This is a genomic window from Streptomyces sp. NPDC057697, from assembly GCF_042799335.1.
GTDB lineage: Bacteria > Actinomycetota > Actinomycetes > Streptomycetales > Streptomycetaceae > Streptomyces.
Window position 1 is genome coordinate 248,620 of record NZ_JBHVJA010000006.1, and the last position, 22,860, is coordinate 271,479.

General features: G+C 72.0%; 23 protein-coding genes. 17 read left to right on the forward strand and 6 right to left on the reverse strand.

Going from position 1 to position 22,860, the window contains the following annotated elements:
- Window positions 1-49 precede the first annotated feature (49 nt).
- Window positions 50-778 carry an SseB family protein gene (locus tag ACFVFH_RS18580; RefSeq protein ID WP_383769568.1) on the forward strand — a complete coding sequence of 243 codons (729 nt, stop codon included), beginning with the start codon at window positions 50-52 and terminating at the stop codon, window positions 776-778.
- 70 nt (window positions 779-848) lie between these two features.
- On the opposite strand, the gene ACFVFH_RS18585 is transcribed toward ACFVFH_RS18580, so the two are convergent.
- Window positions 849-1,211 carry a DUF1844 domain-containing protein gene (locus ACFVFH_RS18585; protein ID WP_383769570.1) on the reverse strand — a complete coding sequence of 121 codons (363 nt, stop codon included), beginning with the start codon at window positions 1,209-1,211 and terminating at the stop codon, window positions 849-851.
- 344 nt (window positions 1,212-1,555) lie between these two features.
- Between ACFVFH_RS18585 and infC the strand changes: the two genes are divergently transcribed.
- The 9 genes from infC to ACFVFH_RS18630 all read left to right on the forward strand — a co-directional run bounded on the left by infC (window position 1,556) and on the right by ACFVFH_RS18630 (window position 11,435).
- On the forward strand, window positions 1,556-2,254 hold the full coding sequence (gene infC, locus ACFVFH_RS18590) for a translation initiation factor IF-3 (protein WP_266421725.1): 699 nt from the start codon (window positions 1,556-1,558) through the stop codon (window positions 2,252-2,254).
- A gap of 121 nt (window positions 2,255-2,375) precedes the next feature.
- Window positions 2,376-2,570: a 50S ribosomal protein L35 gene (gene rpmI, locus ACFVFH_RS18595; RefSeq protein WP_072484441.1), complete on the forward strand. Its 195-nt coding sequence runs from the start codon at window positions 2,376-2,378 to the stop codon at window positions 2,568-2,570.
- Window positions 2,571-2,679: 109 nt separating this feature from the next.
- Complete coding sequence (gene rplT, locus ACFVFH_RS18600; protein ID WP_072484442.1) at window positions 2,680-3,063, forward strand: 50S ribosomal protein L20; 384 nt, start codon at window positions 2,680-2,682, stop codon at window positions 3,061-3,063.
- A gap of 116 nt (window positions 3,064-3,179) precedes the next feature.
- Window positions 3,180-4,010 carry a TrmH family RNA methyltransferase gene (locus ACFVFH_RS18605; protein WP_383769573.1) on the forward strand — a complete coding sequence of 277 codons (831 nt, stop codon included), beginning with the start codon at window positions 3,180-3,182 and terminating at the stop codon, window positions 4,008-4,010.
- Window positions 4,011-4,113: 103 nt separating this feature from the next.
- Window positions 4,114-5,265 (forward strand): ATP-binding protein, encoded by a 1,152-nt coding sequence (locus ACFVFH_RS18610; RefSeq protein ID WP_383769575.1) that lies wholly within the window; start codon window positions 4,114-4,116, stop codon window positions 5,263-5,265.
- Window positions 5,266-5,411: 146 nt separating this feature from the next.
- Window positions 5,412-6,539 (forward strand): phenylalanine--tRNA ligase subunit alpha, encoded by a 1,128-nt coding sequence (gene pheS / locus ACFVFH_RS18615; protein ID WP_383769578.1) that lies wholly within the window; start codon window positions 5,412-5,414, stop codon window positions 6,537-6,539.
- Window positions 6,539-9,052 (forward strand): phenylalanine--tRNA ligase subunit beta, encoded by a 2,514-nt coding sequence (gene pheT, locus ACFVFH_RS18620; RefSeq protein ID WP_383769580.1) that lies wholly within the window; start codon window positions 6,539-6,541, stop codon window positions 9,050-9,052. Before pheS ends, pheT begins: the two co-directional genes overlap by 1 nt.
- Before the next feature lie 417 nt (window positions 9,053-9,469).
- Entirely contained in the window at window positions 9,470-10,819 is a 1,350-nt protein-coding gene (locus ACFVFH_RS18625; RefSeq protein ID WP_383769583.1) for a transcriptional regulator, read from the forward strand.
- Window positions 10,820-10,904: 85 nt separating this feature from the next.
- Window positions 10,905-11,435, forward strand: coding sequence for an NUDIX hydrolase (locus ACFVFH_RS18630; protein ID WP_383769586.1), 531 nt, complete (start codon window positions 10,905-10,907; stop codon window positions 11,433-11,435).
- Between the two features lie 73 nt (window positions 11,436-11,508).
- On the opposite strand, the gene ACFVFH_RS18635 is transcribed toward ACFVFH_RS18630, so the two are convergent.
- Window positions 11,509-12,369, reverse strand: coding sequence for a 3-hydroxybutyryl-CoA dehydrogenase (locus tag ACFVFH_RS18635; protein WP_383769589.1), 861 nt, complete (start codon window positions 12,367-12,369; stop codon window positions 11,509-11,511).
- Between the two features lie 216 nt (window positions 12,370-12,585).
- On the opposite strand from ACFVFH_RS18635, the gene ACFVFH_RS18640 reads away from it, so the two are divergent.
- Entirely contained in the window at window positions 12,586-13,836 is a 1,251-nt protein-coding gene (locus tag ACFVFH_RS18640; RefSeq protein WP_383769592.1) for a glycoside hydrolase family 10 protein, read from the forward strand.
- A gap of 129 nt (window positions 13,837-13,965) precedes the next feature.
- Here ACFVFH_RS18640 and ACFVFH_RS18645 read toward each other — a convergent pair whose 3' ends face one another.
- Window positions 13,966-14,175: a DUF1918 domain-containing protein gene (locus ACFVFH_RS18645; protein ID WP_383769595.1), complete on the reverse strand. Its 210-nt coding sequence runs from the start codon at window positions 14,173-14,175 to the stop codon at window positions 13,966-13,968.
- Window positions 14,176-14,680: 505 nt separating this feature from the next.
- Between ACFVFH_RS18645 and ACFVFH_RS18650 the strand changes: the two genes are divergently transcribed.
- Window positions 14,681-15,256: a histidine phosphatase family protein gene (locus ACFVFH_RS18650; protein ID WP_383769598.1), complete on the forward strand. Its 576-nt coding sequence runs from the start codon at window positions 14,681-14,683 to the stop codon at window positions 15,254-15,256.
- A gap of 232 nt (window positions 15,257-15,488) precedes the next feature.
- Here the strand turns inward: ACFVFH_RS18650 and ACFVFH_RS18655 are convergent, their stop codons facing one another.
- From ACFVFH_RS18655 to ACFVFH_RS18665, 3 genes are all read right to left on the reverse strand, one after another.
- Window positions 15,489-16,232, reverse strand: a complete 744-nt coding sequence (locus ACFVFH_RS18655) for a Clp protease N-terminal domain-containing protein (protein ID WP_383769601.1) — start codon at window positions 16,230-16,232, stop codon at window positions 15,489-15,491.
- Window positions 16,233-16,316: 84 nt separating this feature from the next.
- Complete coding sequence (locus tag ACFVFH_RS18660; protein WP_383769604.1) at window positions 16,317-16,820, reverse strand: hypothetical protein; 504 nt, start codon at window positions 16,818-16,820, stop codon at window positions 16,317-16,319.
- 109 nt (window positions 16,821-16,929) lie between these two features.
- A complete protein-coding gene (locus ACFVFH_RS18665; RefSeq protein ID WP_383769607.1) occupies window positions 16,930-17,427 on the reverse strand; it encodes a peptidylprolyl isomerase in 498 nt (165 codons plus the stop codon).
- A 208-nt stretch (window positions 17,428-17,635) separates the two neighbouring features.
- On the opposite strand from ACFVFH_RS18665, the gene ACFVFH_RS18670 reads away from it, so the two are divergent.
- The 5 genes from ACFVFH_RS18670 (at window position 17,636) to ACFVFH_RS18690 (ending at window position 22,858) form a co-directional block, all read left to right on the forward strand.
- The gene (locus ACFVFH_RS18670) at window positions 17,636-18,442 is read left to right on the forward strand and encodes a DUF6796 family protein (protein ID WP_383769609.1); all 807 of its coding nucleotides are present in this window, start codon (window positions 17,636-17,638) and stop codon (window positions 18,440-18,442) included.
- A 144-nt stretch (window positions 18,443-18,586) separates the two neighbouring features.
- The gene (gene argC, locus ACFVFH_RS18675; RefSeq protein WP_383769612.1) at window positions 18,587-19,615 is read left to right on the forward strand and encodes an N-acetyl-gamma-glutamyl-phosphate reductase; all 1,029 of its coding nucleotides are present in this window, start codon (window positions 18,587-18,589) and stop codon (window positions 19,613-19,615) included.
- A complete protein-coding gene (gene argJ / locus ACFVFH_RS18680; protein WP_383769615.1) occupies window positions 19,612-20,766 on the forward strand; it encodes a bifunctional glutamate N-acetyltransferase/amino-acid acetyltransferase ArgJ in 1,155 nt (384 codons plus the stop codon). The genes argC and argJ overlap by 4 nt, the downstream gene beginning before the upstream one ends.
- Window positions 20,763-21,665, forward strand: a complete 903-nt coding sequence (argB, locus tag ACFVFH_RS18685) for an acetylglutamate kinase (RefSeq protein ID WP_383769617.1) — start codon at window positions 20,763-20,765, stop codon at window positions 21,663-21,665. The genes argJ and argB overlap by 4 nt, the downstream gene beginning before the upstream one ends.
- Entirely contained in the window at window positions 21,662-22,858 is a 1,197-nt protein-coding gene (locus tag ACFVFH_RS18690) for an acetylornithine transaminase (RefSeq protein WP_383769619.1), read from the forward strand. Before argB ends, ACFVFH_RS18690 begins: the two co-directional genes overlap by 4 nt.
- Window positions 22,859-22,860: the final 2 nt, after the last annotated feature.

Genomic DNA, 22,860 nt, shown 5'->3' on the forward strand with positions numbered 1-22,860 from the left:
GCGCCGACCTGTCGGTGGGGCGCGAAAGCCCAGGCACTACGCTCGCCCTGTGGCGCAGAAGAACATTCCGGACCCCGGATACTCCGACGACGACGGCACGGCCGACCCGGCACTCACCGAGGCGCTGGCCGCCTGGGCCCAGGACCGCGCGGCGGTCGGCCCGGTACTCGAAGCCCTCAGGGGCACCCGGCTCCTGGTCCCGGTCGTCGCGGTGCTGGGGGAGGTGGAGGAGGACGAGAACGGACTGCGCCGGGAGAAGACGAGCGACATGGCCGTACCGACCCTCCAGGCCGGCGGCCGACGCGCCCTGCCCGCCTTCACCTCGACCGCCTCGCTGGCCCTCTGGGACCCGCAGGCCCGCCCCGTCGCCGTACCGCTTCACCAGGCGTTGCAGGCCGCCGCGCACGAGAAGGCGGACACGGTCGTCCTCGATCTCGCGGGCCCGGTCGCCTTCGAGCTGACCGGCCCGGCCCTGCTCGCCCTCGCCGAGGGCCGGTCCGGAGCCGGTCCGCTGGACGACCCCGCCGTCGTCTCCGCGGTGCGGAACGCGGTCGCCGCCGAGCCCGCGGTGGTCCGGGCCCACCTCGGCCCCGGCCGGGCCGACGGCACGCTCGCGCTCGTCCTGGCGCCCGGCGCCCGGCCCGCCGAAGCGGCCCGCCGGGTCGCGGAGCTGCTGGCGGCCGACGAGGTCCTGCGCGCCCGGCTGGTGAGCGGACTCGACCTGGCACTGCTGCCGGCCGACGCCGCCGCGCCGGGCGAGCCCCTGTTCGCGCGCTGAGCGCACGACCGAGCCCCCTGTCCGAGGCGGACAGGGGGCTCGGTCGTACCCGGGGAAGCAGGGTGCCGGATCAGCCGAAGACGGGACCGGTGTACTTCTCGCCGGGGCCGTGGCCGGGCTCGTCCGGTACGAGCGAAGCCTCGCGGAACGCGAGCTGGAGCGACTTCAGGCCGTCCCGCAGCGGGGCCGCGTGGAAGGAGCTGATCTCCGTCGTGCTGGCGTCCAGCAGGCCGGCCAGCGCGTGCACCAGCTTGCGGGCCTCGTCGAGGTCCTTGTGCTCCTCGCCGTCCTCGGTCAGCCCGAGCTTCACGGCGGCGGCGCTCATCAGATTGACCGCGACCGTCACGATCACCTCGACCGCGGGCACCTCCGCGATGTCGCGGGCCATGTCGTCGAAGCCGGGGGAATCACTGGTGGGGGTCGCGTCACTCATGCGCCATACGATAGGCCCACGCCGATGCCGCCCCGCCCGCGGGAGCGCCGGTCGCGGGCCGGTTAGCGCCCGCCCGGGGGAGCTGCTAACCTTGTGTAACGACCGGCTGGGCAGCTATGTGCCCGGCCCACAAGTGGAGGCTCCGATCTCCCACCTGGCTGCTCTCCAAGGGCGGCGGGTCATCCGGTCAGGCGGTGGCCATCGTTCCGTACGGACGATGGAGACCGCCCGATGTGCCCCGCGGTTGACCGCGGTGGTTCCGGTTGTTCCAGGAGCCCCGCCTGTGTCCCGTCCGGGGCATTTTTATTGCACTGGTGCGGTTGGTCTCACGAAACAGACGTTACGTGGCTGTCCGCCAGGCGGCCGCGTGGTGCTACCGAGGAGGATCCATCAGCGCCGAGCCCCGCATCAACGACCGGATTCGCGTTCCCGAGGTGCGACTTGTCGGTCCCAGCGGCGAGCAGGTCGGGATTGTTCCGCTTGCCAAGGCCCTGGAACTCGCACAGGAGTACGACCTCGACCTGGTCGAGGTGGCGGCGACCGCCCGTCCGCCCGTGTGCAAGCTCATGGACTACGGGAAGTTCAAGTACGAGTCGGCCATGAAGGCCCGTGAGGCGCGCAAGAACCAGGCGCACACGGTCATCAAGGAGATGAAGCTCCGGCCGAAGATCGACCCGCACGACTATGACACCAAGAAGGGTCACGTCGTCCGGTTCCTCAAGCAGGGCGACAAGGTCAAGATCACGATCATGTTCCGTGGTCGTGAGCAGTCCCGCCCGGAGCTGGGCTTCCGACTGCTCCAGCGTCTGGCTTCGGACGTGGAGGAACTCGGCTTCATCGAGTCCAACCCGAAGCAGGACGGCCGGAACATGATCATGGTTCTGGGCCCGCACAAGAAGAAGACCGAAGCCATGGCCGAGGCCCGCGAGGCCCAGGCCGCCCGCAAGGCGGGGCGTCAGGGTTCCACCCCCGACGCCGAGGCCGCGGACGAGGCTGCCGAAGCGCAGCCCGAGGCTCCGGCCGAGACACCTTCCGAGGCGTGACCTCAGGGGTCGCCATCCAGGCGACCCCGGGTCTCCCCGGAATTCCCCACCAAGATCTGACGCCCCTGCTGCCCGGTGCCCGCACCGCGAGGGGCGCCACTGACGAGGAGAGAACGGCGCGATGCCGAAGAACAAGACGCACAGCGGTGCCAGCAAGCGCTTCAAGATCACCGGCTCCGGCAAGGTGCTCCGTGAGCGCGCCGGCAAGCGCCACCTTCTTGAGCACAAGTCGTCCAAGAAGACCCGCTCGCTGACCGGCACGGTCGTAGTGGCTCCGTCCGACGCCAAGAAGATCAAGAAGCTTCTCGGCAAGTGAGTCCGCGGCCCGCGGTGAACCCGTGGGCGGCGCACTCGACTCAGACCGGGACCAATTCGTTTCCGGGCCGTGTGAGTCCAACCACGGCCCCGCTACAAGGAGTTAAAAAGTGGCACGCGTCAAGCGGGCAGTAAACGCGCACAAGAAGCGCCGGGCGATCCTCGAGCAGGCCAGCGGCTACCGGGGCCAGCGCTCCCGTCTGTACCGCAAGGCGAAGGAGCAGGTCACCCACTCCCTCGTCTACAACTACAACGACCGCAAGAAGCGCAAGGGCGACTTCCGTCAGCTGTGGATCCAGCGCATCAACGCCGCTGCCCGCCAGAACGGCATGACGTACAACCGCCTCATCCAGGGTCTGAAGGCCGCCAACATCGAGGTGGACCGCAAGATCCTGGCCGAGCTCGCGGTCAACGACAGCAACGCGTTCGCCGCCCTCGTCGAGGTTGCCCAGAAGGCCCTCCCGAGCGACGTCAACGCCCCGAAGGCCGCCTGATCCAGGTCGCACTTCCTGTCTTCTGAGCCGGACCCGCAGGCGCTCGCCGCCTGCGGGTCCGGTGCGTTGCACGACACCTTCCGCACCTCCGTACGCAGAGAGGCCCGCCGCCGACCATGGGCACCCCCGAACCGATCTCCCCGCGATCGCCGCGCGTCGCCGCCGCCCGACGGCTGGCCAGGCGCAACTTCCGCGGCAAGGAGCGCAAGTTCATCGCCGAGGGACCGCAGGCCGTGCGCGAGGCCGCCGAACACCGCGGCAGCGACGGCGAGCCGACCCTCACCGAGCTGTTCGCCACCGTCGAGGCGGCCGGGCGGTACGCCGACATCGTCGCCGCCGCCCGCGCGGCCGGTGCCCGGGTGCACCTCGCCGACGGCGACGTGCTCGCCGACGTCTCCCAGACCGTCACCCCGCAGGGCCTGATCGGCGTCTGCCGCTTCCTCGACACCCCGTTCGACGCGATCCTCGCCGCGAAGCCGAAGCTCGTCGCCGTCCTCGCCCATGTCCGCGACCCCGGCAACGCCGGTACGGTGCTGCGCTGCGCCGACGCGGCGGGCGCCGACGCCGTCGTGCTCACCGACGCCTCGGTGGACCTCTACAACCCCAAGTCCGTCCGCGCCTCGGTCGGTTCGCTCTTCCACCTGCCGGTCGCCGTGGGCGTTCCGGTCGAACAGGCCGTGCGGGGCCTGCGGGAGGCGGGCGTACGGATCCTCGCCGCCGACGGAGCGGGCGAGGACGACCTCGACGACGAGCTGGACGCGGGGACCATGGGCGGCCCGACCGCCTGGGTCTTCGGCAACGAGGCCTGGGGCCTGCCGGAGGAGACCCGGGCGCTCGCCGACGCCGTCGTACGGGTGCCCATCCACGGCAAGGCGGAGAGCCTCAACCTCGCGACGGCGGCGGCCGTCTGCCTGTACGCCTCCGCGCGGGCCCAGCGCCCGAGGTGATCGCGCCTCCGTGCCACCGCAGGGTGTCGCTCCGTCACCGGCGACTAGTAGGGTGGCGAACTCGGGGGCCCACTGCACCGGTTCGAGAGGTGGGGTACGGGATATGGCTGTCGGCATGAGCAGGCCGCGCGAGACGCACGCGGCCGTCGTGCGCGCCCGCGAACTCCCCGGACCGGACGGGAGCCCGGAGCTCGGAGCCATGGACATGAGTGTCGATCCCGACGACCTGCCCGACGGCCTGGTGGTCGCCGACGAGACCGGCCGGGTCATCTGCTTCAACTCCGCCGCCGCCCGGATCACCGCGGTGCCCCGGGCCGCCGCCCTCGGCCGCCCCCTGGAACACGCGCTGCCGCTGGAGGATCTCAAGGGCCGCCGCTGGTGGTCCCTGACCGATCCCTACGGCGGACTCGCCACCCGGGTCGGCCAGCCCGAACGCAATCTGCTGCTGCCCGGCGGCCGGGAGGTCCTGGTCTCCGCCCGCTATGTGCGCGAGCACCCGACCGGGCCGGTGCGCCGCGTGGTGATCTCGCTCCGCGGCACCGAGGCCCGCCGCCGCACCGAGCGCAGCCACGCCGAGCTGATCGCGACCGTCGCCCATGAGCTGCGCTCCCCGCTGACCTCCGTCAAGGGCTTCACCGCGACCCTCCTCGCCAAGTGGGAGCGGTTCACCGACGACCAGAAGCGCCTGATGCTGGAGACGGTCGACGCCGACGCGGGCCGGGTCACCCGCCTCATCGCCGAGCTGCTCGACATCTCCCGGATCGACTCCGGCCGCCTGGAGCTGCGGCGCCAGCCCGTGGACCTCTCCGCCGCCGTCGAACGCCACATCCAGGCCCTCACCGCGAGCGGCCAGAGCCCCGACCGCTTCCTCGTGCGCACCTGCCAGCCGCTGATCGCGGTCTGGGCCGATCCCGACAAGGTCGACCAGGTGCTGGGCAACCTGCTGGAAAACGCGGTGCGCCACGGCGAGGGAACCGTCACCATCGAAGTCGCACCCGCACCCGCGAAGAGCGACGAGAAGGGAACGGCCGTCACCGTGAGCGACGAAGGCCCCGGCATCCCCGAGGAGTCGATGGCCCGCGTCTTCACCCGCTTCTGGCGGGGGAGCAAGCGCGGCGGCACGGGCCTGGGCCTCTACATCGTCAAGGGCATCGTCGAGGCGCACGGCGGCACGATCACGGTCGGCCGCGGCCCCGGCGGCGGCGCGGAATTCCGATTTATCCTGCCCGTGAGCACGCCGGCCTACCTGGTCTGAGCGGCCCACGGGCCTCCCACACATCCTGTGGCCCTTAGACTCGACCTTTGGCACCTTTGCGTCCTCCAGTCGTCGATCGGGGCCATGGGGGTCCGGGGCATCCCCCCGGTAAGCGCAGTATCAGCCAATCGGAAGCACGGGAAGAGATGTCGGCACCGAACAAGTCGTACGACCCAGTCGAGGTCGAGGCACTGAAACCGGAAGAGATCGAGCGCCTGCGGGACGAGGCCTTCGCCGCCTTCGCCGCCGCCGGTGACCTCGACGCGCTCGCCCAGGCGAAGACCGCGCACACCGGTGGTACCTCGCCGCTGTCGCTCGCCAACCGCGAGATCGGCGCACTGCCGCCGCAGGCCAAGGCCGAGGCCGGCAAGCGCGTGGGCCAGGCCCGCGGCGCCGTCTCCAAGGCCCTCGCCGCCCGTCAGGCGGAGCTGGAGGCCGAGCGGGACGCCCGCGTGCTGGTCGAGGAGGCGGTGGACGTCACCCTCCCCTACGACCGCACCCCGGCCGGTGCCCGCCACCCGCTGACGACCATCATGGAGCGCGTCGCGGACGTCTTCGTGGCCATGGGCTACGAGGTCGCCGAGGGCCCCGAGGTCGAGGCGGAGTGGTTCAACTTCGACGCCCTGAACTTCGTGCCCGACCACCCGGCCCGGCAGATGCAGGACACCTTCTTCGTCCAGGGCGCCGACGGCGCCAGGACCGACGAGTCCGGTGTCGTGCTGCGTACCCACACCTCGCCGGTCCAGGCCCGTTCCCTGCTCGACCGGGAACCGCCCGTCTACGTCGTCTGCCCCGGCCGCGTCTACCGCACCGACGAGCTCGACGCGACCCACACCCCGGTCTTCCACCAGATCGAGCTGCTCGCCGTCGACGAGGGCCTCACCATGGCCGACCTCAAGGGCACCCTCGACCACATGGTCCAGGCGCTCTTCGGCCCGGACATGAAGACCCGGCTCCGGCCGAACTTCTTCCCGTTCACCGAGCCGTCCGCCGAGATGGACATGGTCTGCTACGTCTGCCGCGGCGCGTCCGTCGGCAACCCGGACCGCCCCTGCCGCACCTGCGGCAGCGAGGGCTGGATCGAGCTCGGCGGCTGCGGCATGGTCAACCCCAAGGTGCTCGTCGCCTGCGGCGTCGACCCCCAGAAGTACAGCGGATTCGCCTTCGGGTTCGGCATCGAACGAATGCTGATGTTCCGCCACAACGTAGAAGACATGCGAGACATGGTCGAGGGTGACGTCCGGTTCACCCGGCCGTTCGGGATGGAGATCTGATGCGCGTCCCGCTTTCCTGGCTGCGGGAGTACGTCGACCTGCCGGCGACGGAGACCGGCCGTGACGTACAGGCCAAGCTCGTCGCCGTGGGTCTGGAGGTCGAGACCGTCGAGCAGACCGGCGCCGGCCTCAAGGGCCCGCTGGTCGTCGGACAGGTACTGACCATCGAGGAGCTGGAGGGCTTCAAGAAGCCCATCCGCTTCTGCACCGTCGACGTCGGCGACGCCAACGGCACCGGCGAACCGCAGGAGATCGTCTGCGGCGCCCGCAACTTCGCCGTCGGCGACAAGGTCGTCGTGGTCCTCCCCGGCGCCGTGCTGCCCGGCGACTTCGCGATCGCCGCCCGCAAGACGTACGGCAAGACCTCGCACGGCATGATCTGTTCCACCGACGAGCTCGGCATGGGCGACGACGGCACGCACGGCATCATCGTGCTGCCGCCGGAGCACGAGGCCGGTACCGACGCGATCGAGCTGCTCCAGCTCGTCGACGAGGTCCTCGACATCGCCGTCACGCCCGACCGCGGCTACTGCCTCTCCATGCGCGGCGTCGCCCGCGAGACCGCCATCGCGTACGGGCTGCCGCTGCGCGACCCGGCGCTGCTGGACGTGCCCGCGCCGAACGCGTACGGCTACCCGGTCAAGGTCGCCGACCCGATCGGCTGCGACCGCTTCACCGCGCGCACCGTCGTCGGCCTCCAGCCCGAGGCCCGCTCCCCGATCTGGCTCCAGCGCCGGCTGCAGAAGGCCGGGATGCGCCCCATCTCGCTCGCCGTCGACGTCACCAACTACGTGATGCTGGAGCTCGGCCAGCCGCTGCACGCCTACGACCGCACCCGCGTCGACGGGCCGATCGGGGTGCGCCGCGCCCAGCAGGGCGAGAAGCTCACCACTCTCGACGGCACGGTCCGCGTCCTGGACGCCGAGGACCTGGTCATCACGGACAACCGCGGGCCGATCGGCCTCGCGGGCGTCATGGGCGGTGCCAACACCGAGATCGCGGACGTCCAGGAGGACGGCCACAGCACCACCGAGGTCGTCATCGAGGCCGCGCACTTCGACGCGATCTCGATCGCCCGGACCGCGCGCCGCCACAAGCTCTCCTCCGAGGCGTCCAAGCGCTTCGAGCGCGGCGCCGACCCGCAGGCCGCGGCGGCCGCCGCGCAGCGCACCGTCGACCTGCTGGTGCTGCTCGCGGGCGGCACCGCCGAGGCGGGGGTCACCGAGGTCAGCGCCCCGTCCGCGCCCCGCACCATCGCGATGTCCGCCGACCACCCCGACCGGGTGGCCGGTGTCGCGTACGGCCGCGAGACCGTCGTACGCCGCCTCCAGGAGGTCGGCTGCGACGTCTACGGGCAGGACGAGCTGATCGTCACCGTGCCGTCCTGGCGCCCCGACCTCAACGAGCCGAACGACCTCGCCGAGGAGGTCATCCGGCTGGAGGGGTACGAGAACCTCCCGTCCACCCTCCCGACCCCGCCGTCCGGCCGCGGCCTCACCGACCGCCAGCGGCTGCACCGCAGGGTGGGCCGGGCGCTCGCCGGAGCGGGCTACGTCGAGGCGCTGAACTACCCGTTCATCGGCGAAGCGGTCCTCGACCAGCTCGGGCTCGACGCCGACGACGCCCGCCGCCGGACCGTCGAGCTCGTCAACCCGCTCTCCGACGAGGAGCCGGCGCTCCGCACCACGCTGCTGCCGGGCCTGCTCGGCGCGCTGCGGCGCAACGACGGCCGCGGCAGCCACGACCTCGCGCTCTTCGAGACCGGTCTGGTCTTCAGGCCGACCGGCACCGAGACCAGGGCCGTACGGCTGCCCGTCGACCGCCGTCCCACCGACGAGGAGATCGCCGCGCTCGACGCCGCGCTGCCGCGTCAGCCGCGCCGTGCCGCGGTCGTCCTCGCGGGCGCCCGCGAGCAGGCCGGCTGGTGGGGCAAGGGCCGCCCGGCCGACTGGGCGGACTCCATCGAGGCCGCCCGCACCATCGCCCGCGAGGCGGGCGTCGAGGTGACCGTCCGCAGCGACCGGCACGCGCCGTGGCACCCGGGCCGGTGCGCCGCGCTGTATGTCGTGGTCGACGGCGAGGAGACCCTCTTCGGACACGCGGGCGAGCTGCACCCGCGCGTGGTGAAGGACCTCCACCTGCCCGAGCGCACCTGTGCCATGGAGGTCGAGCTCGACGTCCTGGAGCAGGCCGTCGACGGCGCGCTCCAGGCACCCCGGATCTCCACCTTCCCGGTGGCGACCCAGGACGTCGCGCTGATCGTCGCGGAGAACGTCCCGGCCGCCGACGTGGAACGGGCGCTGCGCGAGGGCGCGGGCGAACTCCTCGAATCGGTGCGGCTGTTCGACGTCTTCACCGGTGAGCAGATCGGTGCGGGCCGCAAGTCCCTGGCGTACGCGCTGCGCTTCCGCGCGGCGGACCGCACGCTGACCGTCGACGAGGCCTCGGCCGCGCGCGACGCGGCGGTGGCCCTGGCCGCCGAGCGGACGGGCGCGGTGCTGCGGGGCGCGTAGCACCGCACGGGAGACACGGCGGGAGGGGCGCATCCGGTGACCGGGTGCGCCCCTCCCGCATGCTCGCCGAGCGGCCCGGACCGCACCCGGGCTCCGGAACGGCCCGGGGGGAACCCGGGCCGACCCCGCAGCCACCCTCCGATCCGTGGGCAGTGGGTCGTGCGGTCCGGCGCCGTCCGCGCTGCCGCGGAGCGTCGGGCAGGTCGGCAGAGCGGACGGCGCGGATGCGGGTCGTCGTGCTGTACGAGGGGGAGCAGACGACCCGTCCGCCTCTTGCGAGACGACTGATTCAACCGATCCGCGCGCCGGTACGACAGGGTGCGCGGCGGGACGGTTCGGGCATTGCGTTCACACCCCGTGTGAATCGTGCTCCACTGGTGCGACACGCCTCGGCGTGCCGAACCACCGGAGGGGCGCATGGGGGCAACGGAGCCCAACATTCTGCTGGCTGCCCTGATCGAGGAGGCGGGGGTCTCCCGGGCGGGTCTCGCCGCCCACATCAACCGGGCCGGCCGCTCCCGGGGGCTGCGCCTGCGGTACGAACACACCGCGGTGGCCCGCTGGCTGAAGGGGCAGCGCCCGCGCGGTCAGGTGCCCGATCTGATCTGCGAGGTGCTCGGGGACCGGCTGAGCAGGCCCCTCGCGCTGGACGACATCGGCATGGCGGCCCCGGGCACCGGCCCGGCCGCGCCCGCCTCCCCGCTCACCGGCTTCGTGGACCGGGCCACCGCGCTGTGGCGCTCCGACGAGGGGCGGCGCCCGCACGCCCTCGTCCCGGCCGCCGTCACCGGCACCGCGGCCGTGATGCCCGTCTGGGAGTGGGAGAACCCGCCGGAGGACACCGACGTGTCGCGCGGCGGTCCGGTCCGGGTCTGCATGGCCGACATAGTGACGTTGCGCGCGGCCCGTGCCCACTACGAACTGATGTACCGCAGGGCGGGCGGGATGGCGACCCGGTCCCGTGTCGTCGGCTTCCTCAACGCCGAGACCGCCCCGCTGCTGCGCGGCGGCTACACCGACGCGATGGGCCGCAGACTGCACCGGGCGGCGGGCGGTCTGGTCGCGGTCGCGGGGATCTGCGCCTACGACTCCGACGCGCACGGGCTCGCCCAACGCTACTTCCACCAGGCGCTGCGGCTGGCCAAGGCGAGCGGGGACCGGGGGTTCGGCGGCTATGTGATCGCCCTGCTGGTCAACCAGTCGCTTCTGCTCGCCGACTACCGGCAGTCCGTGGCCTTCGCCCAGGCGGCGCTGCGGTCCGCGGGCGGACACATCAGCCCGGCGCTCGCCGCCGATCTGTACGCGATGCAGGCGAAGGCGTACGCCCGCCTCGGCGACGCGGGCGGCGCCCGGGAGTGCATCCGGCGCGCGGAGTCGGAGGCCGGGCGCATCAGGCCGGGCCATGAGCCGGACGAGACGGGGTACGTCCAGCCGGGGCTGGTCGATGTGCAGGTGGCCGAGGCGCTGCTCGGTATCGGCGATCTCCCGGGCGCCCGGGAGCACGCGGCGCAGGCCGTACGGATTCCGGCGCACGACCGGGGCCGGGTGCACCGGCTGGCCGTGCTGACCCATGTCGAGCTGCGCCAGGGCGAGGCGGACCGGGCGGCGGCCACGGCGGAGGAGATGGCGGAGCGGGCCAGGGGCATGGAGTCCAGACGGCTGCGCGAGCGGCTGCGCGCGGTGCGCGAGGACCTGGTCGCGAGCGGCTGCGCCGAGGCGGGCCGGGCCGCGGATCTGATCGACGGGGCGTTGCGCGTACCGCTGTGAGGGCCCGGCGGGGGAACGGTGTGTTCCGTTCCGTACTCACTCCTGCTCCGATGTTGCCACCTACGTGTCGGAAGGTGGCAGAAACGTGCAATGGGTGAATCTGAACGAGCAAACTGTGTATGAGAACCGTTGGTTCCAGGTCAATCTGGCGGATGTGGTCATCCCCGACGGGCGCCATCTCGACCACTACCTCATCCGGCTCCGCCCCGTCGCCGCGGCCACCGCGGTCAACGGCTCCGACGAGGTGCTCCTGCTCTGGCGGCACCGGTTCATCACGGACAGCTGGGGCTGGGAGCTGGCCGCCGGTGTCGTCGAGGACGGGGAGTCCCCCGCGGTGGCGGCCGCCCGGGAGATGGAGGAGGAGACCGGCTGGCGCCCCGGACCGCTGCACCCGCTGCTGACCGTGGAGCCGTCGAACGGACTCACCGACGCCCGGCACCACTTCTTCTGGTCCGAGGAGGCCGCCTGGACCGGAGCGCCCCGCGACGGCTTCGAGTCCTCGCGCCGCGAGTGGATCCCGCTCAAACGGGTGCCCGGGATGATCGCCCGGGGCGAGGTCCCGGCCGCCGGGATGGCCGCCGGGCTGATGATGCTCCGGCACTTACGGCTGGGATGAGACACCGGAAACCGCGTACGGGGCCGGTCCGGGGGTCGCCCGGACCGGCCCCGTACGGGCACGCGGAGAAGGATCAGGAGTACGGGTAGAAGCCCGAGCCGGTCTTCCGGCCGAGCCTGCCCGCGTCCACCATGCGCTGGAGCAGCGGGGGAGCGGCGTACAGCGGCTCCTTGAACTCCGCGTACATCGAGTCGGCGACCGAGGCCACCGTGTCGAGACCGATGAGGTCGGAGAGCTTGAGCGGGCCCATGGGGTGGGCGCAGCCGAGCTCCATGCCGTTGTCGATGTCCTCGCGGCTGGCGATCCCGGACTCGAACATCCGGATCGCGGAGAGCAGATACGGGATCAGCAGCGCGTTGACGACGAAGCCGGAGCGGTCCTGGGCGCGGATCGGGTGCTTGCCCAGCACGTCCTGCACCAGCGCCTCGGCCCGCTTGACCGTCTCGTCGGACGTCGTCAGCGCGGGGATCAGCTCGACGAGCTTCTGCACCGGGGCCGGGTTGAAGAAGTGGATGCCGATGACCTGGTCCGGGCGGGAGGTCGCCACGGCCAGCTTCACCAGCGGGATGGAGGAGGTGTTCGAGGCGAGGATCGCGTCCTGCCGGGTCACCACCTGGTCGAGCACCTGGAAGATCTCGGTCTTGACCTGCTCGTTCTCCACGACGGCCTCGATGACGAGATCGCGGTCGGCGAACTCGCCCAGGTCCGTGGTGAAGCTCAGCCGGGCGAGTGTCCCGTCGCGCTCCTCGGGAGTGATCTTGCCGCGCTCGGCGGCCTTGGTGAGGGAGTTGTGCAGCCGGGTGCGGCCGATCTCCAACGCCTCGCCGGTGGTCTCGGCCACCAGGACCTCAAGACCGCTGCGGGCGCACACCTCCGCGATACCCGCGCCCATCTGGCCACAGCCCACCACTCCGACGCGTGCAATGTCGGCCATAGAGTCCGTCACCTCGTGCCTTTCGCTGTTCTGCGTGTCGCAGGTTCCCGTCTGATTCCGGTGCCCGCCCCGACCCCCCGACGTTACCCGCGACCTACGGGTCATCGTGGGCCGGGGCGGGCATGCTCTGCGTTACGCCCGGATACCAGGGTGTCGGATGCGGACAGAGAGACGGCAGGTGCAAACGAAATGCGGCAATTGGCCCGAAGAGGCTTTGTGGCGGGTGCGGCCGGAGTGGTCGCGGGGGTGGTGACCACCGTCACCGCGACCGGTGCGGCGGCCGCCGTGAGGCACCGGCGGCCCGGCGTACCGGCACGCCCGGGGGGACACCACGTCGAGCGGCGCGAGCTGCGCGGCATGTGGATCGCCACCGTCGCCAACCTCGACTGGCCGTCGGCGCCCGGTCTCTCGCCGGCCGTGCAGCGGGCCGAGCTGATCGCCTACCTCGACGAGGCCGTGGCCCGGCGGCTGAACACCGTCGTCCTCCAGGTCCGTCCCACCGCCGACGCGCTGTGGCCCTCGCCCTACGAGCCGTGGGCCCAGTACCTCACCGGCGTCCAGGGCAAGGACCCCGGCTGGGACCCGCTGGGCACCGCGGTCGAAGAGGCGCACCGCCGCGGCCTGGAGCTGCACGCCTGGTTCAACCCGTACCGGGTCGCCAACCACACCGACCCGTCCCGGCTGGCCTCCACCCATCCGGCGCGGCTGCACCCCGACTGGGTCCTGCCATATGGCGGGAAGCTCTACTACAACCCCGGAATCCCGGAGGTCCGCCGCTTCGTCCAGGACGCGATGCTCGACGCGGTCCGCCGCTACGACATCGACGCCGTGCACTGGGACGACTACTTCTACCCGTACCCCGTGGCCGGACAGGTCTTCGACGACGACGCCACCTACGCCAAGTACGGCGCGGGCTTCCCGGACAAGGCCGCCTGGCGGCGCGACAACACCGACAAGCTGGTGCGCGAGACCGCGGAGCGGATCAAGAAGCTCAAGAAGGACGTCCGGTTCGGGATCAGCCCGTTCGGGGTGTGGCGCAACGCCGCGACCGACCCGCTCGGCTCCGACACCGAGGCGGGGGTGCAGACCTACGACGATCTGTACGCCGACACCCGCGGCTGGATCAGGAAGGGCTGGATCGACTACATCTGCCCGCAGATCTACTGGAACATCGGCTTCGCCGCCGCCGACTACGCCAAGCTGGTGCCCTGGTGGAGCGAGGTGGTGCGCGGCACGGGGGTCGACCTGTTCGTGGGGGAGGCGCTCTACAAGGCCGGTGACCCCGCCCAGCCGGCCGCCTGGCAGGACCCCGCCGAACTCTCCCGGCACATCGACTTCGCCGCCGCCCACGACCAGGTGCGCGGGCACATCTACTTCGCGGGGAGGGACGTGGTCACGGACCGCATCGGGGCCATGGACCGGGTGGTGCGCGACCACTACCGCAGCCGGGTCCGCCCGCCCCGCTGACAGGACGGCGCGCCCGCTCCGCCGACGCGAGGGGCGGAGCGGGCGCGAGGGTGTCGGGGGCGGGCCGCCGGGAACCGGCCGGCCCGCCCGCGGCCCGGGGCGAAGGACGCTGCCGTCCGCCGGAGGCCGCTACGGAATCGGGGTCTGCTTCCGGACGCAGGTGTGATCCACGACGCTGTCGGGACCGGGTGCGATCAGATGTTCGTGTCCGTCGTCGGAGCGGACGCGGTACGGGGGAGCACCCCCGTCGCCGAGCACTTCGACGATCTCTGCGACCTTGTCGTGCCGGCCCACGGTCCTGCCGTGCGTCACCAGCCGGTCGCCCGTGTGTGCCTCCATCGGGACTGACCTCCTCACGGGTGGCGGTCCATGTCGACAAGTCTATGACCGAACGGCGGCTTCGCCCGGTGGAGCGGGCCGGGCCTCGCCGTGCCGCCCCCACCGGCCCCTGCCCGCCGAGCGGGAGGCAGGCGGGCGGGACGGCCTTACCGGCGCGGCCGACGAGGCGGCCCTGGGCCCTGAGCTGCTCGCCCCACGCTTGTACAGGTCCTCGCGGGCGGCGATCGGTCCGGTGATCGCGGCGGTCGCGGTGGCCCAGGGCGCAGGCGCCGCCGCCGCGCCCGCCCGCCCGTACTTCCGCGCGGAACCCTCGGCCCCGCACCGCCGTGACGGTGCCGGGAGCGGCCTCCGGGCCTGACCGGTGGTCCTCATGAGACCCGTGAGAAGGGCCGATTCAGGCCAATCGAGGGCGCGATCCACCGGACACGACCCCCACCGGGCCGGGCCGGAAGGACTCGTGACGGCCCCCTTGACCGACAGAGTGTTCGGATCCACGATCACCGCCATGACTTCTCGCGTCTCGTTGGTCGCCGCGGCACGCAGCTCCGCCCTGCTCGCCGAGCGCTTCGACGACGACCGGCCGCTCGACCCCACCGGTCTGTACGAGGTCCGGCTCGCCGCGCCCACCCTCATGTCCCTGGGCGCCGCCGAGCTTCGCTACTGCTCGCCGACCCCGCGCAGCCGCGCCACCGGTGACGTACTCGGCTTCCACCCGCTCGTCCAGCCGGCCCTGCGCGACTGCGACATGGGGCGATGGAGGGGCTGGACCCTCGCCGACGTCGCGGCCCGTGAACCCGCGGCGGTGGACGCCTGGCTAGCCGACCCGCGCGCCGCCCCGCACGGCGGTGAGCCGCTGCTCGCCTTCATCTCGCGGATAGGGGGCTGGCTGGACACCCGCCCGCCGTGCGACGGCGCCATCGTCGCGGTCGCCGAACCGGCGGTCGTCCGGGCCGCGCTCGTCTACGCGCTCAAGGCTCCGCCGTCGATGTACTGGAACGTGGAGGTCGGACCGCTCTCCACGGTCACCCTCACCGGCGCGCCGGGCCGCTGGAGCCTGAGGCTCGAAGCGGGGGTCGGCTGACCGTCCGCCGCGCCCGGCGGGCGAGCTCCCGTGGACGCCCGGCAGCGGGAATCCCTGGTCGGCGGCCGGTGAGCGGCCGGGGCCCGACCGCTCAGCACGGCCGGACCCCCTGCGGACCGCTCCGGTCCGCTCCCGCGCCGAGAAGGATGTCTCCTGGCCGGAATTGGCTGTGCCGGGGGCCGGAGCCGACGTACGACGGTCGACTCCGGGGCCCCTGCCGTGCCCCGCCCCCTCAGTCCTTCCCGGGCGTGATGGTGATCAGGGTGAGGGCCTCGGCGATGCCCGCCTCGGCGGTGGCCTTGTCGAGACCGATGCCCGTCAGCACCCCGGTGCCGTCCTCCTGCTCCAGCAGTGCCAGGAGGATGTGCTCGGTCCCGATGTAGTTGTGGCCCAGCCGAAGGGCCTCCCGGAACGTCAGCTCCAGCGCCTTGCGGGCCCCGGCGTCGTACGGGAGGATCTCCGGCAGCTCGCCGCTCGCGGCCGGTGGCAGTGCCTCGGTCGCGGCCCGGCGGAGCTCCTCCAGCGTGATGCCCTGGGCCTTGACGAAGGCCGCGGCCAGCCCTTCCGGCTCGCTGAGCAGCCCCAGCACCAGGTGTGTGGTGCCCACCTGGTCGTTGTGGGCCGCGCGGGCCTCGTTCTGCGCGGCCATCACGACGTTCCTGGCCCGCGGGGTGAAGCGGCTGAACCCCTGGCTGGGGTCGAGGTCCGACACCTCGCCGGGGTCCTTGGCCACGAACCGCTTCTGGGCCGCCTGCCTGGTCACCCCCATGCTCGTGCCGATCTCGGTCCAGGAGGCGCCCGAGCGCCGGGCCTGGTCCACGAAGTGGCCGATCAGGTGGTCGGCGATGTCGCCGAGGTGGTCCGCGGCGATCACCGCGTCGGAGAGCTGGTCGAGGGCGTCGGTGTGGACCTTCTTGATGGCCTCGATCAGGTCGTCGAGGCGCACGGGATGGGTCGGGCGTACGGGATTCTCCATGTGTCAACCGTAGGTTGACGGCCCCGCACTGTCAACCACCGGTTGACAGTGCGGGGTGGGGTGGATGTGCGTGGGGCCGCGGTGTCAGCCGGGTGACGCGTTGCAGAAGACGCATGGCTCCCAGTACGCGGGCGCGCACAGCACGCGATGGCGTACGCACATCGCCATGGCGGCCTCCTCCGGCCCCGGGAAAGGGAGGGTGCCGCCCGTCCGTCCGCCGTCGGCGGGGTCGAACGCCTCGACCATCTCCCGGTACCGCCGCAGATATCCCTCGGCGAAAGGCGGGTCGTAGCCCAGCTCGTCCCACCGGTGCCCGCGCAGAGCCAGATCGAGCACGCGCAGGACGAAGTCCTTCGTCGCCGCCCGCTCGCGCGGGGAGCGGCCCCAGTCGATGTCCTCCAGATCGAATCCGACCACCCCACGGCCCATGACGCTCTGGTCCTGCAAGGTCACCAGGGTGGCGAAGCGGTACTCCCAGCGGCTTTCGGCGAGATCGGACACGGCCAGCATCAGCACCTCGACGAAGACGGCCGTGCCTCCGTTGGACATGGACAGATCACGGCCTCCGCCGTGGAAGAAGTTCCCCATCCCGGCACGGTACCGAGCGCGGCGGGCGCCGTCCGGCCGCCGGTACGACGGAGCGCGCCGCCCGGCGGACTGCCGGGCGGCGCGCTCGTTCAGCGGAGGGGTGCGGGGCTCAGACGGTGCCGCTGTCCGCGATGGTGATCTTCGCCTGCGGGCGGCCGCTCTGGGAGCCGAGGGACTCGATCTTCTTGACGAGCTTCATGCTCTCCACGTCGTCGACCTCGCCGAAGACGACGTGCTTGCCGTCCAGCCACGACGTCACGATCGTCGTGATGAAGAACTGCGAGCCGTTGGAGTCCGGGCCGCTGTTGGCCATGGACAGCTGGCCCGGCTTGGTGTGCGACAGCTTGAAGTTCTCGTCCGGGAACTTGGCGCCGTAGATGCTCTGGCCGCCGGTGCCGTCGCCCCGGGTGAAGTCGCCGCCCTGGAGCATGAACTCGGGGATGATCCGGTGGAAGGAGGACCCCTTGTAACCGAAGCCCTTCTCGCCGGTCGCCAGCTGGCGGAAGTTCTCCGCCGTCTTGGGGACGACGTCGTCGAACAGCTTGAACGTGATCCGCCCTGCGGGCTCGTCGTTGATGGTGATGTCGAAGTAAACCTTGCTCGTCATGGAACCATCCTGACATCGACGTGTCCGGCGCGGTCGGGCGGGCGGGTCGATTCCTCCTCCCGGGTGCGTCCGGGGGCTCCCGGAGGTGCGGGGCGGCCCGGGGCCGAGCGGAGCGTCTCTCCCGGTGCGGCGGGAAGTCGTATGCGGTCCTGCGGGGGGTGCCGGTTCATGGCCGATGACCCATTAGTAAGGTTAGCCTTGCCTAAATTTGATCACGATTGGGGAGGTCGGCACGGTGTTGGACGACAAGGCGGTCGGGCGAGTGAGGCTCGCCGGGATCGCGGGGATCGTGGCCTCGGTCGCCTGGCTCGCGGGCGACATTCTGCTGTTGGGCAAGCCGGAGGTGGCGGCCGCCCAGCACTCGGTGCTGAGCGGCTACGACGGAATGACCGGCGCCTCGCTGGCGGCGATGCTCCCGGCGTCCACGGCGCGGCTCGCGTGGGGCGCGCTGCTCGGGGTGCTGACCGGTCCGCTCTATCTGCTCGCCTGCTGGCACCTGTACCAAGGGCTCCGTCCGGCCGGGCGGCTGCTCGCCCGGCCGCCGTTCCTGCTGCTGATCTCGGGCTTCGCGATCGCCCCCTTCGTCCACGGTTCGTTCTTCTACTGGGGTCAGGCGGTCAAGGCGGTGGACGCCTCGGGGAGCCGGTCCGCCGCTCTCGCCGACCTGCCGGGCGACATGGCGGACGTGCTGTTCATCGCCTACGGGGCGCTGATGGTCTGCTGGGTGCTGGGCTCGGTCTGGATGGCCGTGTGCGTGCTCCGGGGCGGGGCGACCCTCCCGCGGTGGGCGTGGTTCGTGAATCCGCTGGTCTGCCTCCCCGTGGGCGGCCTCGTCGCGATGGCGGCGCCGGGGACCGCGCTCCAGGGGGCGCAGCTGAGCATCGGCAACCTGCTGCTCTTCACCCTGTCGACCGTCGTGCTCTGGAAGGCCCGCCCGGAGGCCGGGGCGGAGCGGCCGCCGGCGGCGGCGCCGGACGCGGACGGGGCGGCGGGGCGGGAGACGTCCCCCGCGTGACCGCCGGGTGCTGAACGGGCGGGGTGCGCTCCGGCGGTGGCGTCGGCGGAGCGCACCGTCACAACGGGCCGACCGTCGGTGAGACGAATCGTTGCATAAAAGTGCAGCGTTACGTATAGTCATGCCATCGATGAGGAGGTTCCGATGGTGGTACGCGCAGCAGTGGCAGGGGCGAGTGGATACGCCGGCGGGGAGCTGCTCCGCCTCCTGCTGGTTCACCCCCAGGTCGAGATCGGGGTGCTGACGGCCAACTCCAACGCGGGCCAGAGGCTCGGTGCGCTGCAACCGCATCTGCGGCCGCTCGCCGACCGGGTGCTCCGGCCGACCACCGCCGAGGTCCTCGCCGGCCACGACGTCGTCTTCCTCGCACTCCCGCACGGCCAGTCCGCCGCGGTCGCCGAGCAGCTCGGCGACGAGGTGCTGGTCGTCGACATGGGCGCCGACTTCCGGCTCAAGGACGCCGCGGACTGGGAGAAGTTCTACGGATCGCCGCACGCCGGGACCTGGCCCTACGGCCTGCCGGAACTGCCCGGCGGCCGCTCCGCGCTGACCGGAACCAAGCGTATCGCCGTGCCCGGCTGCTACCCGACCGCCGTCTCGCTCGCGCTCTTCCCGGCGTACGCGGCCCGGCTGGCCGAGCCGGAGGCCGTGATCGTCGCCGCGTCCGGCACCTCCGGGGCGGGCAAGGCGGCCAAGCCGCACCTGCTCGGTTCCGAGGTGATGGGCAACATGTCCCCGTACGGCGTCGGCGGCGCCCACCGGCACACCCCCGAGATGATCCAGAACCTCAGCGCGGCGGCGGGCGAACCGGTCACGGTCTCCTTCACGCCGACCCTGGCACCGATGCCCCGCGGCATCCTCGCCACCTGCAGCGCGAAGGCGAAGCCGGGCGTGAGCGCCGAGTCCCTCCGCGAGGTGTACGAGAAGGCGTTCGCCGACGAACCCTTCGTCGACCTGCTCCCCGAGGGGCAGTGGCCCGCCACGGCGTCCGTCCACGGTTCCAACGCCGTACAGGTCCAGGTCGCCCACGACGCGGCCGCGGGCCGGATCATCGTGATCAGCGCCATCGACAACCTCGCCAAGGGCACCGCCGGCGGGGCCCTGCAGAGCATGAACATCGCCCTCGGACTCCCCGAGGACACAGGTCTTTCCACGATCGGAGTCGCACCGTGAGCGTCACGGCAGCACAGGGGTTCTCCGCGGCGGGCATCGCCGCGGGAATCAAGGAGAGCGGTAATCCGGACCTGGCCCTCGTGGTCAACCGCGGTCCGCGTCGCGCCGCCGCGGGCGTCTTCACCTCCAACCGCGTCAAGGCCGCCCCCGTCCTCTGGTCGGAGCAGGTACTGAAGGGCGGCGAGGTCACCGCCGTCGTGCTCAACTCCGGTGGCGCCAACGCCTGTACGGGGCCGAAGGGCTTCCAGGACACCCACGCCACCGCCGAGAAGGCCGCCGAGGTGCTCACCGGCCACGACGCGGGCGGGATCGCGGTCGCCTCGACCGGGCTGATCGGCACGCTGCTCCCGATGGACAAGCTGCTGCCCGGCATCGAGCAGGCCGCCGCCGCCCTCAGCGAGCACGGCGGCGAGAAGGCCGCCATCGCGATCAAGACCACCGACACCGTCCACAAGACCGCCGTCGCCGGCGGCGAGGGCTGGACCGTCGGCGGCATGGCCAAGGGCGCGGGCATGCTCGCCCCGGGCCTCGCCACCATGCTGGTCGTCCTCACCACCGACGCCGACGTCGACGCCGCCGGACTCGACTCCGCGCTGCGCGCCGCCACCCGCACCACCTTCGACCGGATCGACTCCGACGGCTGCATGTCGACCAACGACACCGTGCTGCTGCTGGCCTCCGGTGCGAGCGGGATCACCCCGGAGCAGGCGGAGTTCGCCGAGGCCGTACGGACCGTCTGCGCCGACCTCGCCCGCCAGCTCATCGGCGACGCCGAAGGCGCCTCCAAGGACATCCGGATCGAGGTGGTCAACGCGGCCACCGAGGACGACGCCGTCGAGGTGGGCCGCTCCATCGCCCGCAACAACCTCCTCAAGTGCGCCATCCACGGCGAGGACCCCAACTGGGGACGCGTCCTCTCCGCGATCGGCACGACGAAGGCCGCCTTCGAGCCCGACCAGCTGAACGTCGCCATCAACGACGTCTGGGTCTGCAAGAACGGCGGCGTCGGCGAGGACCGCGACCTGGTCGACATGCGCTACCGGGAGGTCAGGATCACCGCCGACCTCGCCGCCGGCACCGAGTCCGCCGTCATCTGGGCCAACGACCTCACCGCGGACTACGTCCACGAGAACAGCGCGTACAGCTCATGACCCCGGCGCGGAAGCACACCGCACTCCCGAAGGCGCAGATCCTCATCGAGGCGCTGCCCTGGCTGACCCGCCACAACGGCAAGACCGTCGTCATCAAGTTCGGCGGCAACGCCATGGTCGACGACGAGCTGAAGGCGGCCTTCGCCCAGGACGTGGTCTTCCTGCGCCAGGCCGGCCTCAAGCCCGTCGTCGTGCACGGCGGCGGCCCGCAGATCAGCGCCCAGCTCGACAAGCAGGGCCTGGTCAGCGAGTTCAAGGCGGGTCTGCGCGTCACCACGCCGGAGGCGATGGACGTCGTACGGATGGTGCTGGCCGGACAGGTCCAGCGCGAACTCGTCGGCCTGCTCAACCAGCACGGACCCCTCGCCGTCGGCCTGACCGGCGAGGACGCCCACACCATCACCGCCATCCAGCACCGGCCGACCATCGACGGCGAGCTGGTCGACATCGGCCGGGTCGGCGAGATCACCGCCATCGACACCGGCGCGATCCAGGCGCTGCTGGACGACGGCCGGATCCCGGTCGTCTCCTCCATCGCCCGCTCCGCCGACGACAACCACGTCTACAACGTCAACGCCGACACCGCCGCCGCGGCGCTCGCCGCGGCGCTGGACGCCGAGACGCTGATGGTCCTCACCGACGTCGAGGGCCTCTACGAGGACTGGCCGAGCAGCGACGACGTCATCAGCCGGCTCACCGCGACCGAGCTGGAGAAGCTGCTGCCGGAACTCTCCAGCGGCATGGTGCCGAAGATGCAGGGCTGTCTGCACGCCGTGCGCAACGGCGTCGAGACGGCCAGGGTGATCGACGGCCGGGTCCAGCACTCGATCCTGCTGGAGATCTTCACCGACGAAGGAATCGGCACGATGGTCGTGCCCGACGCGCAGGGGGAGTCATGAGCAACCAGGAGCTCGCACAGCGCTGGAGCCGCACGCTGATGGACAACTACGGGACCCCGCAGCTGTCCCTGGTCCGCGGCGAGGGCGCCCGTGTGTGGGACGCCGACGGCACCGAGTACCTCGACTTCGTCGGCGGGATCGCGGTGAACGCGCTGGGCCACGCCCACCCCGCCGTCGTCGAGGCGGTCTCCGCCCAGGTCGCCTCCCTCGGCCACGTCTCCAACCTCTTCATCGCCGAACCGCCCGTCGCCCTCGCCGAACGGCTGCTCCAGCTCTTCGGCCGGACCGGCCGCGTCTACTTCGCCAACTCGGGAGCCGAGGCCAACGAGGCCGCCTTCAAGATCGGCCGGCTGACCGGGCGGACCCACATGGTCGCCACCGACGGCGGTTTCCACGGCCGGACCATGGGCGCGCTGGCGCTGACCGGCCAGCCCGCGAAGCGCGAGCCGTTCCTCCCGCTGCCCGGCGACGTCACGCACGTGCCGTACGGCGACGCCGAGGCCCTGCGAGCCGCCGTCACCACCGACACCGCGCTGGTGATCATCGAGCCGATCCAGGGCGAGAACGGTGTGGTCGTACCGCCCGCCGGGTATCTGGAGGCCGCCCGGGAGATCACCCGCGCCACCGGCACCCTGCTGGTGCTCGACGAGGTGCAGACCGGCATCGGCCGCTGCGGCCAGTGGTTCGAGCACCAGGCCCACCAGGGCATCGAGCCCGATGTCGTCACCCTCGCCAAGGGCCTCGGCGGCGGACTGCCGATCGGTGCGGCCGTGGCCTTCGGCCCGGCGGCCGACCTGCTGCGGCCGGGCCAGCACGGCACGACGTTCGGCGGCAACCCGATCGCCTGCGCCGCCGGTCTCGCCGTCCTGGACACCCTGGCCGCCGAAGGCGTCCTCGACCGGGTCAAGCGGCTCGGCGAGAAGATCCGCAATGGTGTGGAGGGCCTCGGCCACCCGCTGGTATCCCATGTGCGCGGCTCCGGTCTGCTGCTGGGTATCGTGCTCAACCAGCCCCTCGCACCACGGGTGCAACAGGCGGCTCAGAGCGCCGGAATCCTGGTGAACGCACCCGCCCCCGATGTGCTGCGGCTCATGCCGCCGCTGATCATCGGCGACGCGGAAGTGGACGCGTTGCTCGGGGCACTGCCCGGCGCTCTCGACGCGGCAGGCGGGGACGGACGATCCGGAGAATGAGG

What these genes read in the sequence shown, in the direction of transcription:
- pheS (WP_383769578.1), top strand. Translation starts at nt 5,412, where the DNA reads ATGTCGGCACCGAACAAGTCGTACGACCCAGTCGAGGTCGAGGCACTG.
- ACFVFH_RS18585 (WP_383769570.1), bottom strand. Translation starts at nt 1,211, where the DNA reads ATGAGTGACGCGACCCCCACCAGTGATTCCCCCGGCTTCGACGACATG.
- argB (WP_383769617.1), top strand. Translation starts at nt 20,763, where the DNA reads ATGACCCCGGCGCGGAAGCACACCGCACTCCCGAAGGCGCAGATCCTC.
- pheT (WP_383769580.1), top strand. Translation starts at nt 6,539, where the DNA reads ATGCGCGTCCCGCTTTCCTGGCTGCGGGAGTACGTCGACCTGCCGGCG.
- ACFVFH_RS18605 (WP_383769573.1), top strand. Translation starts at nt 3,180, where the DNA reads ATGGGCACCCCCGAACCGATCTCCCCGCGATCGCCGCGCGTCGCCGCC.
- ACFVFH_RS18645 (WP_383769595.1), bottom strand. Translation starts at nt 14,175, where the DNA reads ATGGAGGCACACACGGGCGACCGGCTGGTGACGCACGGCAGGACCGTG.
- rpmI (WP_072484441.1), top strand. Translation starts at nt 2,376, where the DNA reads ATGCCGAAGAACAAGACGCACAGCGGTGCCAGCAAGCGCTTCAAGATC.
- ACFVFH_RS18650 (WP_383769598.1), top strand. Translation starts at nt 14,681, where the DNA reads ATGACTTCTCGCGTCTCGTTGGTCGCCGCGGCACGCAGCTCCGCCCTG.
- ACFVFH_RS18625 (WP_383769583.1), top strand. Translation starts at nt 9,470, where the DNA reads ATGGGGGCAACGGAGCCCAACATTCTGCTGGCTGCCCTGATCGAGGAG.
- ACFVFH_RS18635 (WP_383769589.1), bottom strand. Translation starts at nt 12,369, where the DNA reads ATGGCCGACATTGCACGCGTCGGAGTGGTGGGCTGTGGCCAGATGGGC.
- ACFVFH_RS18665 (WP_383769607.1), bottom strand. Translation starts at nt 17,427, where the DNA reads ATGACGAGCAAGGTTTACTTCGACATCACCATCAACGACGAGCCCGCA.
- ACFVFH_RS18610 (WP_383769575.1), top strand. Translation starts at nt 4,114, where the DNA reads ATGGCTGTCGGCATGAGCAGGCCGCGCGAGACGCACGCGGCCGTCGTG.
- ACFVFH_RS18660 (WP_383769604.1), bottom strand. Translation starts at nt 16,820, where the DNA reads ATGGGGAACTTCTTCCACGGCGGAGGCCGTGATCTGTCCATGTCCAAC.
- ACFVFH_RS18655 (WP_383769601.1), bottom strand. Translation starts at nt 16,232, where the DNA reads ATGGAGAATCCCGTACGCCCGACCCATCCCGTGCGCCTCGACGACCTG.
- ACFVFH_RS18690 (WP_383769619.1), top strand. Translation starts at nt 21,662, where the DNA reads ATGAGCAACCAGGAGCTCGCACAGCGCTGGAGCCGCACGCTGATGGAC.
- argC (WP_383769612.1), top strand. Translation starts at nt 18,587, where the DNA reads ATGGTGGTACGCGCAGCAGTGGCAGGGGCGAGTGGATACGCCGGCGGG.